General features: G+C 74.5%; 10 protein-coding genes and 1 pseudogene. 9 read left to right on the top strand and 2 right to left on the bottom strand.

Translation table 11 applies throughout. From position 1 onward, the window contains the following. Nucleotides 1–104: 104 nt before the first annotated feature. Nucleotides 105–710, top strand: coding sequence for a YdbC family protein (locus WA762_RS05600; RefSeq protein WP_335933404.1), 606 nt, complete (start codon nt 105–107; stop codon nt 708–710). Between the two features lie 140 nt (nt 711–850). On the opposite strand, the gene WA762_RS05605 is transcribed toward WA762_RS05600, so the two are convergent. Then, the gene (locus tag WA762_RS05605; RefSeq protein WP_335933406.1) at nt 851–1372 is read right to left on the bottom strand and encodes a GNAT family N-acetyltransferase; all 522 of its coding nucleotides are present in this window, start codon (nt 1370–1372) and stop codon (nt 851–853) included. A 104-nt stretch (nt 1373–1476) separates the two neighbouring features. Between WA762_RS05605 and WA762_RS05610 the strand changes: the two genes are divergently transcribed. The 5 genes and pseudogenes from WA762_RS05610 (at nt 1477) to WA762_RS05630 (ending at nt 7214) form a co-directional block, all read left to right on the top strand. Further along, nucleotides 1477–2136, top strand: coding sequence for a histidine phosphatase family protein (locus tag WA762_RS05610; protein ID WP_335933408.1), 660 nt, complete (start codon nt 1477–1479; stop codon nt 2134–2136). Nucleotides 2137–2166: 30 nt separating this feature from the next. Next, nucleotides 2167–3069: an ADP-ribosylglycohydrolase family protein gene (locus WA762_RS05615; protein WP_335933410.1), complete on the top strand. Its 903-nt coding sequence runs from the start codon at nt 2167–2169 to the stop codon at nt 3067–3069. A 629-nt stretch (nt 3070–3698) separates the two neighbouring features. Then, a pseudogene (locus tag WA762_RS05620) lies at nt 3699–5584 on the top strand (DUF4153 domain-containing protein). Nucleotides 5585–5825: 241 nt separating this feature from the next. Further along, nucleotides 5826–6536 (top strand): ribonuclease HII, encoded by a 711-nt coding sequence (locus WA762_RS05625; protein ID WP_335933413.1) that lies wholly within the window; start codon nt 5826–5828, stop codon nt 6534–6536. Between the two features lie 60 nt (nt 6537–6596). Next, complete coding sequence (locus tag WA762_RS05630; protein WP_335933414.1) at nt 6597–7214, top strand: hypothetical protein; 618 nt, start codon at nt 6597–6599, stop codon at nt 7212–7214. An 88-nt stretch (nt 7215–7302) separates the two neighbouring features. On the opposite strand, the gene WA762_RS05635 is transcribed toward WA762_RS05630, so the two are convergent. Then, nucleotides 7303–7989 (bottom strand): hypothetical protein, encoded by a 687-nt coding sequence (locus WA762_RS05635; RefSeq protein WP_443080520.1) that lies wholly within the window; start codon nt 7987–7989, stop codon nt 7303–7305. Nucleotides 7990–8485: 496 nt separating this feature from the next. Here WA762_RS05635 and WA762_RS05640 point away from each other — a divergent pair, with 496 nt between their 5' ends. The 3 genes from WA762_RS05640 to WA762_RS05650 all read left to right on the top strand — a co-directional run bounded on the left by WA762_RS05640 (nt 8486) and on the right by WA762_RS05650 (nt 13413). Then, nucleotides 8486–10645: a RecQ family ATP-dependent DNA helicase gene (locus WA762_RS05640; RefSeq protein WP_335933416.1), complete on the top strand. Its 2160-nt coding sequence runs from the start codon at nt 8486–8488 to the stop codon at nt 10643–10645. A gap of 302 nt (nt 10646–10947) precedes the next feature. Next, a complete protein-coding gene (locus tag WA762_RS05645; protein WP_335933418.1) occupies nt 10948–12273 on the top strand; it encodes a DUF4192 domain-containing protein in 1326 nt (441 codons plus the stop codon). Nucleotides 12274–12648: 375 nt separating this feature from the next. Next, a complete protein-coding gene (locus tag WA762_RS05650; RefSeq protein ID WP_335933420.1) occupies nt 12649–13413 on the top strand; it encodes an NUDIX hydrolase in 765 nt (254 codons plus the stop codon). Nucleotides 13414–14106: the final 693 nt, after the last annotated feature.

Here is a 14106-nt window from a genome sequence, read left to right on the forward strand (position 1 = left end):
CTCGGTCCGGTGCTCGTCCCTCAACTGCCCTATCCGGGCGGCCGGTTCGAATCCGACGTGCCGTGGCATGACCAGGCCGACGCCCGGCACCGTACGATGGCGCGGTGCTGGTCAAGTGGATTCGTTGCACCGTGGTGGACCGTCGAGGGTTTGAACGGGAACAGCGAAAGTGGGCGGGGCTGCTGGGAGAGCCGGGATTCCGGGGACAGGGCGGAGGCTGGAGCCGAGGGCGTCCCGATGTGGCGCATGTCTTCGCCTTCTGGGAGAACCGTGTCTTCTACGACTCGTTCATGGCGCGCGGGCACGACCGGCTGGCGGGGGCCCAGTCCGCCACCTGTGGCAGCGTCCAGACCAAGCTGTTCGAGCACCGCTTCGACGTGAAGACCGGCTTTGAGCCGCGCTTCACCGACGCGGACGTCGTCAGGGTGGCCCACAGCAAGGTCCACGAGGAGCGGGTCGAGCACTTCGCCCTGATGCAGGAGCGGGTGTGGAACCCGGCGATGGCCGGATCGCCCGGCATGCTGCGCGGGGTGTTCGCGGAGGCGCCGGGACACGAGTTCCTCGTGCTGTCGATGTGGCAGTCGAGCGCGGAGCGCGGCAAGTACCGGGCCGGCAGCATCGAGCGGCTGACCCAGCGGACCGGGATCGAGGACGACGTGGCGGCGGTGGCGGGGGACGTCGTACAGCTCGAACCGTCCTGGACGGTGTGACGGAGGCGGCGCGGAGGGCCCCCGCCCGTTGCCGTTGCCGTAGGAGCGGCCGCCGCACCGGGCGTACGTCGGCGTATGTGCCGGGCGTACGCCGGGCGTATGCGCCGGGCGAGCGCGCCGGGGCGGGGGCGTCGCGGGCGTCAGGGGGCCGTCGCGGCCGTCAGCCCGACCCGTTCGTACTCGACCTGCTCCAGAGGGTTGCCGTCGCCGAAGTCGAAGGCGCGTACCGCCCCGCTCTCGGCGAACCCGCACTTGGCATAGAAGCGGCGGGACCGCGGGGTGTCGCGCAGGGTCCACAGATGGACGCCGGGAAAACCGTCGTCGTGCAGCCGGCGCAGGGTCTCGGCCATCAGGACCGCCGCGATGCCGCTGCCCCAGCTGTCGGGATGGCTGTAGAAGCTGTGGAGCTCGGCCAGCCCCGGCCGTTCCGAGGAGGGGGCGTGGACGGACAGCGCGAGGGGACGGCCGTCCTGCTCGGCGAGGAGGATCGTGCTCGTGGGCCGTTCGACCCGCTCGTGCCAGCGGACCCGCCTGCTCCGCACCCCGCGCGCGGCGAACTCCGCGTCGAAGAAGGGCGCATAGGCCGCCTCCCAGGCCGCGGCGTGGATCTCGCCCAGGGCGGCCCCGTCACCCGGGCCGACACGACGTACTTCGATCACCATCCGCCCACCCTAAGAGCTGTCCCGTCGTCCTTCCCGCCATCCCCGGCGGGCGGCGGGCCGCCGCCCGCCCGCCCGGGGCGAGGGGCAGCGCTTAGGGTCGGACCATGGCACGACCGCAACGCATCGTCCTCGTACGGCACGGGGAGTCCGAGGGCAACGCAGACGACACGGTGTACGAGCGCGTGCCGGACCACGCGCTGAGGCTCACCTCGACCGGGCTCCGCCAGGCCAGGGAGACCGGTGCGCGGCTGCGTGAGACGTTCGGCGGCGAACGGGTCAGCGTCTATGTCTCGCCCTACCGCCGCACCCACGAGACGTTCCGGGCCCTGGATCTGGACCTGGAGCGGGTGCGGGTGCGGGAGGAACCGAGGCTGCGGGAGCAGGACTGGGGGAACTGGCAGGACCGGGAGGACGTGCGGCTGCAGAAGGAGTACCGGGACGCCTACGGGCACTTCTTCTACCGGTTCGCCCAGGGGGAGTCCGGGGCCGACGTGTACGACCGGGTCGACGCCTTCCTGGAGAGTCTGCACCGGAGCTTCGAGGACCCGGAGCATCCGCCGAACGTCCTGCTGGTCACGCACGGACTGACCATGCGTCTGTTCTGCATGCGCTGGTTCCACTGGTCGGTGGCCGAATTCGAGTCGCTGTCCAACCCGGGCAACGGAGAGACCAGGACCCTGATACTCGGAGAGGACGGGCGCTACACCCTCGACCGGGCGTTCGAGCGCTGGCGCGTTCCTGAGCCGTACGGCATCACCGGATAGGTGCGCCATCACCGGATAGAGTGGAAGGCGATGACGACCGCCGACCCCGCCTCCGACCAGCGATTCGCACGCGCTCTGGCCAGCCTGCGCGGACTGGCCGTGGGAGACGCGCTGGGGTCCCAGTTCTTCGTACCGGTCAACCATCCGTTGCTGAAGCGGCGCGGGCTGCCCGCCGGCCCCTGGCAGTGGACGGACGACACCGAGATGGCGTCCTCGGTGGTGGCCGTGCTGGCGGCGCACGGGCGGATCGACCAGGACGCGCTCGCCCACTCCTTCGCCGAGCACCATGACTTCGACCGGGGGTACGGGCCCGCCGTGAACCGGCTGCTCCGGCTGGTCAGGGAGGGCGGCGACTGGCGTGAGCTGGCGTCCGCGCTGTTCCAGGGGCAGGGCTCCTGGGGCAACGGCTCCTCGATGCGGATCGCACCGCTCGGGGCCTGGTACGCGGACGACCCGGAGCAGGCCACGCACCAGGCCGAGATCTCCTCGTACACCACGCACCAGCACCGCGAGGCGGTCGTGGGCGCGATGGCCGTCGCGGCGGCGGCGTCGCTGGCCGCGGCGCGTCCCGGGCCGCCCTCACCTACGGAGTTCCTCGACGGCGTGATCGACCTCGTGCCGCGCAGCGCGGTCGGCGCCGGGCTGCGACGGGCCCGCGACATGCTCGACTACGACGACACCGGAACGGTCGCCGCGGTCCTCGGCAACGGGCGACGCACCAGCGCCCATGACACCGTCCCGTTCGCCCTCTGGTCCGCGGCGCGCAACCTCGGCGACTTCGAGCGGGCCTTCTGGGAGACGGCCCAAGCGGGCGGCGACGTCGACACCACCTGCGCGATCGTCGGCGGCATCGTCGCGGCGAGCACGGCGGGCGCGCCACCGGCCGACTGGTCGGAGCGGACGGAGGAACTGCCGGACTGGCTCCCGCGTTAGCCGACTGGAGCTCTCCGCGGAGCGGCCTCCCGACGCCCGGCATCGTCCGCTGACCGGTGTCCCGACGCCTTTTCTTTTTCTCCGCAGACCGGTGTCCCGACGCCTTTTCCCCTAAGACCGGTCTCCCGACGCCTTTTTCCCCGCGGACCGGTCTCCCGACGGGCCTTCTCGGCGACGCGGTCCGGGCGGACGGCGGCACCGGACCCCGCGACGCGGCACCGCCGACGCCCCGACCGGCCGGCGTCAGAGGTGTCTCGCGCGTGATGGGCGACCGACCCGAGTGTCCCCGAGCGTCATGGTCGTGACACAGCTTTCCCCCGCACGAGGAGGCGAGGAAGAGGAGGCTACTCTTTCGGCCACGCAGCCCCGGTGATCACCCGGTTGGGCGTGCGCCGAAATGAGACGCCGGGGTGCCCCCGTGCTGCCCAATGGCGGTGCGCGCGGGCGCTCCGGTGGGGGAGGGGTCCCCTTGTCCGACCACACAGCGCGTGCGGATCACGCGGCGGAAGAATCCGGGCCGGGGGACGGCGCCGCCGGTGCCGCCGAGCGACCCGAGCCGGCGGGAGCGGGTGAGAATCGGGAACCGGTCGCGCTGACGGCGAAGAAGACCGCGCCACCGGAGCCCGCCGATGCCGGGCCCGGCCCCGGCGACGGCGACGAGCCCGGCCCCGACGACGGCGACGAGCCCGGATCCGGCGGCACCGGCTCCGGCCCTGGCGACGGCGGGTCCGGGTCCGGATCCGGCCGCACCGAGCCCGGCTCCGGCGATGCCGATCCCGGCTCCGGTGACAGCGCGCCCGGCAGTACGCCTGACAGCGCGCCTGACATCACGCGCGGCGGTGCGCCCGGCATCGTGCCGGAGGCTTCCGGCCCCACCCGCGCCGCCGGGGCCGCGCGCCCACGCGGGGCACGGCGATCCGCAGCCCCCGCCCGATCCCTGGCGGCCGAGCGCCGCTCCCGGACCGCTCGACCCCCGGCGGGCGAGCACCGTTTCCGGGCCGTCCGCGCCCGCGTCGCCGCGCCGCGCCGGCCCCCGTCCGGAGCGCGACGCTCTGCTGCGTCCTCGCCACCGCGTTGCTCAGCGGCCTGATGCTGGGCGACGGCCTCGGTGTCAATCTGCTGCTGGTCGCGGTCCCGGCGGCGCTCGGCGCCTGGTTCGCCGCACGAACCGCCGGCCGCCGTCCCCGCCCGCGAACGGCGGTCTGGGCGGCCGGTGGCCTGGTGCTCCTCACCGTCCCGGCGCTGCGGGACGCCGGATGGCCCGCCTTCCTCGCCGTCGCGTCGGCCGTGGCGCTGGGCTCGCTCGCCCTGCACGGCGGCCGTGGCTGGCTGGGCGTTTTCCTCGGTTCGCTGGGCCTGTTCACCTCCATCGCGGACGGGCTGGCCTGGGGCGGGCGGGGCGTGCGCGAGCGCATGGCCGACTCCCGGAACCGCTGGGGCACCGCACTCCGTACCGCCGCCGTGGCGGGCGTCCTCCTCGTCGTGTTCGGCACCCCGTTCGCGAGCGCCGACGCCGCCTTCGCCGACGTGCTCGGCGCCCTGATCCCCGACGTGTCCCCGGCGGGCAGCCCCTGGCGGCTGTTCCTGTGCGCGGTCGGCCTGGTGGGCGCGCTGGCCGCCGCCCACACGGCGGCGGCCCCGGCGCACTGGGACGGCGTCGCCGTCCGGCCCGGCAAGGCGCGCGGGCGGCTTGAATGGGCGCTGCCGCTCGACGTGCTGGACCTGCTGTTCGCCGCGTTCGTCGCCGTCCAGCTGACCGTGCTGCTCGGCGGCGACGACACGGTGATGGCCGAGACCGACCTCAGCCGCCCAGTACGCCCGGCAGGGCTTCTGGCGGCTTCTCCGGGCCACGATCCTCACCCTGCTGGTGATCGTGTTCGCGCTGCGGCGGGCCCCGCGCGGACGGCCCGGGGACCGCACCCTCGTACGGAGCGTGCTCGGCGCGCTCTGTCTGCTCACCCTGGTCGTCGTGGCGTCCGCGCTGCGGCGCATGGCCCTGTACGTCGACGCGTACGGTCTGACGCGGCTGCGCGTCTCCGTGGCCGCGGCGGAGCTCTGGCTGGGCGTGGTCCTCGTTCTGATCACGGTCTTCACCGTGCTCGGGCCTCGTCTGCTGCCGCGTGCCGTCGCCGCGAGCGCGGCCGCCGCGGTGCCGGCGTTGGGGCTGGTGTCGCCCGACGGTCTGATCGCGGACCAGAACGTCCAGCGGTACCGCGCGGACCGGACCATCGACCTCGACTGCCTCCAGGGACTCTCCGCCGACGCCGTACCGGCCCTCGACACACTGCCCGAGCCGCTGCGCTCCTGCGCCCTGTGGAACATCGAGGACGCGCTGCGGTCCTCGGACACACCCTGGTACGCCATGAGCCTGGGCGAGGTGCGGGCCCGGGAGATTCTGCGCGAGCGCGGCACGAGCGCCCCGCAGGGCGCCTGCGAAGCCCCGCGCATGGGCGTCGGGGAAGCGTGGGAGCGCGTCGACGGCCCGCACAGCACGTACACGACGCACGGCCCCTGACGCGTGCGCCCGAACTGCCGCCCGCCGGGGCCGCCATGGCGTCCGGACCGCCGTCCGGACCGCCGTCCGCGCCCGGTCGCGGTCCCGTCGCGCGGCGTTCCGGACGGCGTCGCGGCGGCGCCGGTACGAGGGTCCGCGCGCACGCGGCGGACCCTTTCCCGGCGCGGTCCGCGTTCCGCGTGGTCGACAGGCGCCCCCGGGGTGTTGCCGGCGTTCCCGTCGGCGTACGCTGACAGGCGCCATGCCGTACGAACCACCCACGCACACTGTCGAGCGCTCGTTGCGCGCCACCACCGGTGCCAGGACCGTCGCCGGTGTCGACGAGGTCGGACGCGGAGCGTGGGCGGGACCGGTCACCGTGTGCGCGGCCGTCACGGGCCTGCGCAGGCCCCCCGCCGGACTCACCGACTCCAAGCTGATCACTCCCAGGCGCCGCGCCGAGCTGGCGCCGCTGCTGGAGAGCTGGGTCACCGCGTTCGCCGTGGGGGACGCCTCCCCGCAGGAGATCGACGACCTGGGCATGACGGCGGCGCTGCGCCTCGCCGCGGTCCGCGCCCTCGACGCCCTGCCGGTGCGGCCCGACGCGGTGATCCTCGACGGCAAGCACGACTACCTGGGACAGCCCTGGACGGTCCGCACGGTGATCAAGGGCGATCAGAGCTGCATCGCCGTCGCGGCGGCCTCGGTGATCGCGAAGGTCCGCAGGGACGCGATGATGGCCGAACTGGGCGCGGAATCCGGCGAGTACGCGGCGTTCGGCTTCGGTGCCAACGCCGGCTACCCGTCGCCTGCGCACAAGGCCGCCCTGGCGGAGCTGGGTCCCACGCCCCACCACCGTCTCTCGTGGTCCTACCTCGACGCGCTGCCGAGGTGGCAGCATCTCAAGAAGGTCCGTTTCTCCGCCGAGGCGGCCGCACTGGAAAGCGGGGGCCAGCTCGGCTTCGACTTCTGACCGCGCACAAGTACCCACCCTCCGACGCCCCGTGCGTCGGCGTTTGATAGACAACCACCCATGCCTCTCATCCCCGAGGAGCCTCAGATTCACGAGAGCGCCCAGGGTCCCCGCGCCGCTTCGGCCGCAGGCCGCACCGCGCCGACCCCCCGTCCCGTACCCGGTCCGCGTTCAGCGGCCACGCCGCGTCCCGGTCGCCCGGGCACCGGCCCCGCGAGGCCCGCGCCGCCGACGCAGCGCCCGCACCCCTCCTCCGGCAACGCCCAGGCGGCACGCCAGGAGAATCGTTCCGCGCCGCAGCTCCAGCTGATCCCGGCCTCGGCCGCAGCCGCGCTCGACGCCGCCGACGAGGCGGTGGACCTGCTGCTCGACTCCGGGCGCGCGCCGGGCGAGATCCTGGTGGTCACCACCGGTGAGCAGCACCCGTGGGCCGCGCACGAACTCTCCTTCGGCGAGGCCGCCTACTGGGCCCAGCACGAGGCCGGCGAGGACGTCTTCTTCGCCCGTGCCGACGCCCTGGGCCGGCTGAAGGCCCGTCCCGTGGTGATCGTCGCCGTCAACGGCGAACGCGGCGACGTCGCCGCCGCGCTGTCCGGCGCCCGCTCACGGGCGGGAGCCCTGCTGATCGTGTGCGGGGACCCGCAGCGGGTCAACGCGGTGCTCGGCGCCGGCGTCTGACCGGCGGCGGGCCCACCGCCCGGCGGACCCGGTGGCCCGGTGCGGCGGCCGGGTCCGCGGCCGTCGGCCGGTGCACGTCGCCGTGCCGTCAGCGCGCGGCGGTGCGACGCGGCGCCCGGGCCGCCCCGCCGCCGGTGCGCGTCGACGGCGGACCGGCCGCGAGCACGGGCGCGGCGGGAGGCGGGGGTTCCGACGTGGCGTCGGGCCGGCGGCCGCCGCGTCCCTCGCCCAGTACCTGCCAGCCCCCGCGGGTCAGCGTGATGTACGCGCCGCACCGCAGGCCGTGCAGGGTGCAGGCGTCCCGCAGCCCCCACATCCACGCCCCGTCCTCCTCCGTCCAACAACCGTCGCCCTCGCGGCAGTAGAGCAGCACGGCGGTGCGGACCGGGCTGCGGCGGCGCAGGTCGTGCGGGATGACCCGGCGCAGATGCGCCAGCAGCGCGTTGCGGAACTCCCAGCCGTCCGCGGCCATGGCGCGGCGGGCGAACGAGGCACTGGCCGCGAGGCGTTCGTCATGGTCCAGCACCGCGACGACGGCCGTTCCCGGAACGGGCCGGTGCCGTGCGTGCAGGCCGCCGACGACGTCACGGGGAGCGCGCAGCAACGGGATGCCCGCCTCGGCCCACTCGGCCGGTTCGAGCATCCGGGAAAGCCGGTTGGGCGACCAGTCGGTGAAGGACGCGGACGCGGACGCCGGCGCCGCCGGTCCGGCCGCCGACGGCGAGGCGGACACCGGCTCCGGGACGGCTGCGGACGGTACGAATCCGAAGGCCACGATCCTCCCTTCGCGTACGCGCCCACCTCGCGGGCAGGGACGAGCGAGGACGCACCGGGGCACACCCGTTCCGAAAAGGGGAACGCGCGTGCGGGGAGCAGATCCGATTCTCCCTGCCGTTCCGACCGGCGGCAACGAGCAATCGACACAGCCGCCGGGAATGAGCGGGATTGCCTCGGATGTTCCTCCCCGTGCCGCGTCGCGCAGCCCCCGGCGCTCCGTGCCGCGTCGTTCCCGGGCGCGCGGCGCCGTGCCGCTTCCGGGCACACCGTGAACGCATGGCGCCGCGCCGCTCCCGGAGTGCCCTGCCATGCCGGGCGCGCCTGGGACCCCGCCTGCGACGCGCCGGGCCGCGCGCCGACCGCGCCTCCCGACCGGTCCCGCCGGGCAGACCGGCCCCGCCCCCGACCGGCACGGAACAGGAGGGCCGTCGCCAGTGCGCCGTCACGGGGAGTGAAGTGGCCGATCCCCCCTCCCTTCGGGTTGCATGGGGGGCATGGACAACCTGGACCTCCGCGCCGAAGCCGATGCCGTCCTCGCCGAACTCGTCGGCGCTCCCGACGGGGCGGCGCGCCTGCGGGAGGACCAGTGGCAGGCGGTGGCGGCTCTGGTGGAGGAGCGACGGCGTGCCCTGGTGGTGCAGCGCACGGGCTGGGGCAAGTCTGCGGTGTACTTCGTCGCCACCGCCCTGCTGCGCCGGCGCGGCTCCGGCCCGACGGTGATCGTCTCGCCGCTGCTGGCGCTGATGCGCAACCAGGTCGAGTCGGCGGAGCGGGCCGGCATCCGGGCACGCACCATCAACTCCGCCAACCCGGAGGAGTGGGACACCATCTACGGCGAGGTGGACCGGGGCGAGACCGATGTCCTCCTCGTGAGCCCGGAACGCCTCAACTCGGTGGACTTCCGGGAACAGGTGCTGCCCGGACTCGCGGCCACGACCGGCCTGCTCGTGGTCGACGAGGCGCACTGCATCTCGGACTGGGGCCACGACTTCCGTCCCGACTACCGCCGGCTGCGCGCGATGCTCGCCGACCTCGCTCCCGGTGTTCCGGTGCTCGCGACCACCGCGACCGCCAACGCGCGGGTCACCGCGGACGTGGCCGAGCAACTGGGCACCGGCGCGGGCGAGGCCCTGGTGCTGCGCGGCCCGCTGGAGAGGGAGAGCCTGCGGCTGGGGGTGATCCGGCTGCCGGACGCCGCGCACCGCCTGGCCTGGCTCGCGGAGCACCTGGACGAGCTGCCGGGCTCCGGGATCGTCTACGCCCTCACCGTCGCCGCCGCCGAGGAGGCCACCGCCTTTCTGCGGCAGCGCGGCTTCCAGGTGGCCTCCTACACCGGGCGCACGGAGAACGCCGACCGGCTCCAGGCCGAGGCGGACCTGCTGGAGAACCGGGTCAAGGCGCTGGTCGCGACCTCGGCGCTGGGCATGGGCTTCGACAAGCCGGACCTCGGCTTCGTGGTCCATCTCGGCTCGCCGTCCTCCCCGATCGCCTACTACCAGCAGGTCGGACGCGCGGGGCGAGGGATGGAGCACGCGGAGGTGCTGCTGCTGCCGGGCAAGGAGGACGAGGCCATCTGGCGGTACTTCGCCGACACCGCCTTCCCGCCCGAGACGCTGGTGCGGCAGACCCTCTCGGCTCTCGCCGACGCGGGACGCCCGCTCTCCGTGCCCGCCCTGGAAGCGGTCGTGGACCTCCGGCGCACCCGGCTGGAGACCATGCTCAAGGTGCTCGACGTGGACGGAGCGGTCACGCGGGTGAAGGGCGGCTGGACGAGCACCGGGCGGCCCTGGACGTACGACACGGAGCGCTACGCCTGGGTCGCCCGCCAGCGGGCGGCCGAGCAGCAGGCCATGCGCGACTACGTGAGCACGCCCGGATGCCGGATGGAATTCCTGCGCCGGCAACTGGACGACGAGGGGGCGGCCCCATGCGGCCGGTGCGACAACTGCGCCGGCGCCTGGGCCGATTCCTCCGTCTCCGCGGAGGCGTTGACGGGCGCGACGAAGGAACTGGACCGCCCGGGAGTGGAGATCGAACCGCGCCGGATGTGGCCGACGGGGATGCCCGCCCTCGGCGTCGACCTCAAGGGGCGCATCCCCGCCGGCGAGCAGTGCTCCACCGGGCGGGCGCTGGGACGGCTCTCGGACATCGGCTGGGGCAACCGGCTGCGCCCGCTGCTGGCCGACGACGCGCCCGACGGCCCCGTACCCGACGACGTCCTGCGGGCCGCCGTGGCGGTCCTCGCCGACTGGGCGCGCTCGCCCGGCGGTTGGGCGCCGAACGCCCCGGACGCCTCCGCCCGGCCGGTGGGAGTCGTCGCCCTGCCGTCGCTGACCCGTCCGCGACTGGTGGATACCCTCGCACGGGAGATCGCGGCCATCGGCCGCATGCCCTTCCTGGGCAGCCTGGCGTACACCGGGCCGGACGGAGCGCACGCGGCCCGCCGCAGCAACTCCGCCCAACGCCTCCGCGCGCTGTCCGACGCCCTCGCCGTCCCAGACGAGCTGGCCGGCGCGCTGGCCGGACCCTCGGGCCCTCTCCTGCTCGTGGACGACCGCACCGACTCCGGCTGGACCCTCGCGGTCGCCGCCCGCCTGCTGCGCCGTGCCGGGGGCGGCCCGGTCCTCCCCCTGGTTCTCGCCGCGGCGGGCTGAGCCTCGCCGGAAGGGCGGGAGGCTCGCGAGGACTGGGCCCGCGCCGAGCCGCGGGCCCACGCGAAGCCGGGGACGTGCGCACAGCCGCCCCCATGCCCGCCGCAGGCGGCGCCGACCGGGAAGTGATCCCGGCATCCGGCGCCGCCCCCGGCACGGTGCTGTCGATTTTCGCCCTCGGCGCGAACAGGTCATCGCCCCATGCAACCGGATGACCACGACAGAGCGCCAACGGCCCCGGACCCCTGTGGATAAAGTTATCCACAGGGGTCGCGGAAATCGGCCGGGCGCGGGACGGTCATGCCATGAATCAGCACCACGAATCCACCGGCCCGGTCGACGAGCAGCAGCAGATCACCCTGCGGGGGCCTGCCGAACTGGCCGACGCCCTTCCGTACCTCATGGGCTTCCACCCGAACGACAGCGTGGTCATGGTCGCGCTGCACGGCGGCCGGGGCCGCTTCGGCGGGCGGCTGAGGATCGGCATTCCGCCGGAGCCCGGCGAATGGCCGTCCGTCGCCGAGCAACTGGCCGAGTGCCTGATCAAGGGGAGCGAGCGACGCGGGCAGCGGCCCGACGCGATCGTCGTCTTCCTCTGCCAGGACCCCGCCGAGAGCGAGAACGGCAACCAGGTCATGGAACGGCTGCGCCCCCTCGCCCAGAGGCTGCGCACGGCTTGCGGCGCACTCGACGTGCCCGTGCTCGAAGCGCTCTGCATCTCCGACGGCCGGTACTGGTCGTACTGCTGCCCCGACGCGCGCTGCTGCCCGGCTGAGGGCAATCAGATGGCGATGCCCGGCACCTCGGTGATGGCGGCCGCCGCGGCCTACGCGGGCATTCAAGTGCGCGGCACACTACGGGAGATGGAAGCGAGGCTCGCGCCCCTGACCACATCGGCGGCGGCCGAACAGCAGCGCGCGCTCGACTCGGCCGGGGTGGAGATGATCCCGAGGCTCCTCGACGCGGTGGGGCGCGAGGACGTGTCCAGGGAGACCCTCGCCCTCGTCCGGCGGCTCATGAAGCGTCTGGCGGAGGCGCCGGTGGCGACCCCCTCCGCGGCGGACGTCGAGGACGACCGACTGATCGGTCATGACGAGGCGGCCGCCGTGATCCTCGGCCTGCAGGACCGTGTGACGCGGGACAGGGCGGCGGAATGGATGGAAGGGCCCGAGGCCCGTTCCGCGCTGCGGCTCTGGCGTGCGCTCGCGCGTCGCTGCGTCACGCCCTACGAGGAACACGCCGCCGCACCCCTGACCCTGGCCGGATGGGTCTCCTGGTCGACCGGGGACGAACCCGCCGCACGGGTCGCGCTCGGCCTCGCCCTGCGGGCGGACCCGCACTACACCTTCGCCCAGCTCCTCCACGAGGCCTGCAATCAGGGGCTCGACCCGGAGACGCTGCGCCGCTGCCTCCGGGGCGAGCGCGAGGCGCGGGCGGCCGAGCGGGAGCGGACCGCGGAGCAGGCCACCCGCCCCGGCGCCGGACGGGGCACGCCGCACCGCAGGGTTCGCCCGGCCGCCGTCCGGCGGAGGAGGCCGCCACGGGGCCCCGCCTGCCCGGACACGACACCGTCCAGGCGCCGCTCCAGGCGGACGTCCCCACTGCGCCGCGTCGGCGGGGACGGCCGGTGACCGCGGTCCCGATGACGCCGGACGCACTGACGGGCCCGGAGACGGGCCGCATGGGGCGAGCCGGGTGACCCGTGGGGGCCGGCGCGGGTGACGGTGACCGCCCGGGCCCCGCGACACACGAACGGCCGAGCCCGCGCCGATTTCAGAGCCCGGCGCCCGCCCGCGGCCGGGCTTCCCGGCTCCCCGGGCGGTCCTGGCGGGACACCCGCCCCGTCGGCGAGCCGGGCCAGGCCGCTCCGCCACCGTGCGCCCCGCCGATCCGGCCATACGGGACGACGGGGACAAGGGCACAACGAACAGCGCCACAACGACAGTCGAGCCCGAGAGCACGGCGAAGGGAGTGTTTATCGTCAGGAAGACGACTATGATCACTGCATGCCGCCCTACGACCCGTCGACCTTCCCGCCCTTCGCAGTCACCGTCGACCTGGTTGTGCTCACGGTGCGCCGCCATGCGCTGTGCACGCTGGTGGTCCGCCGCGGTGAACCGCCCTTCCAGGGCAGATGGGCGCTGCCCGGCGGGTTCGTCAGAGCCGATGAGGACCTCGGGGCAGCCGCGGCGCGCGAACTGGCCGAGGAAACCGGGCTGTGCGCCCAGGACCCGGCGGCCCCGGCGGTCGGCAACGGCGCGCATCTGGAGCAGCTGGCCACCTACGGAGCTCCCGGGCGCGACCCTCGGATGAGGGTGGTCAGCGTCGCCCACCTCGCACTCGCCCCGGACCTGCCCGCGCCACGGGCGGGCGGCGACGCGAACTACGCCCGCTGGGCGCCGGTCGACGACCTGCTCGGACACGACGGCGGGGCCGGTGGCGAGAGCGAGAGCCAGGCCGCGCTCGCCTTCGATCACGCGCGGATCCTCGCCGACGGTGTCGAACGCGCGCGCTCCAAGATCGAGTACTCCTCCCTGGCCACCGCCTTCTGCCCGCCGGAGTTCACGGTCGGTGAGCTCCGGCGGGTGTACGAGGCGGTGTGGGGCGTCGTGCTGGATCCCCGGAACTTCCATCGCAAGGTGACCGGCACGCCGGGCTTCCTCGTGCCCGCGGGCGGGACGACCACCCGGCAGGGCGGCCGCCCCGCCCAGCTCTTCCGGGCAGGCACGGCGACGCTGCTCAACCCGCCGATGCTGCGCCCGGAGGTCTGACCGCCGGGGAACACCCCCGTCATCTGACGCTGCGTGAAAAGTCGGATACATCACGTTATCTTGCTGCGGTACCGGGCCTGCCGTCGAGCGGTCCCCTTCTGTGAGAGAAGTGATGCTCCAGGCCAACGGACTCACCAGCGCCTCCGGCGTGGCGTGCCGGCCGTCGGGGCCGGCCGTCGCCTTTGAAGCCCGGCCCGGCCATGCTCTCGGGCTACCGGGCCGCCGGCCGGGCGGCACGGCGGCTCTCCGACCGACGCTCGAACTCGGCCCCGGCGGGGACGCCCGCTCCGGGGGCGAGCCGCCGTACCCCGCTCCGTACCCGCGCATGGAACGGGCCGGAAGGGCGGGCCGGGCGTATCGCGACGCGGGGGCGTGTGCGGTGCATCGCGGCGCAACCACTCCCGGCATTCCCTCTCCGTTCCTCCCCGGGATCGGAGTGGGCATCCCTTCCGCAGGATCGCGACGGCAACTCCCGCCGCGGCCGCCCTCCTTGCCGTCCCTCGGCCTTTCCTCCGCCTCGCCCGCTCGGGGCGCACCCCGCTGACCGGTCGCAGCCGCACCCGCCTTCGCGGGGGTCCTGCGCTCCGCTCCGGTGCGTATGTGGGGGTGATCGGCCACGATTACCCGGAACCTCGGCACGAGTTGGGCCGGGCAAGTCGTCGGCCGCGCCTGGTCGGTGCGGGAATGCCGGGC

It is taken from the genome of Streptomyces tyrfis (assembly GCF_037034285.1).
Classification (GTDB): domain Bacteria; phylum Actinomycetota; class Actinomycetes; order Streptomycetales; family Streptomycetaceae; genus Streptomyces.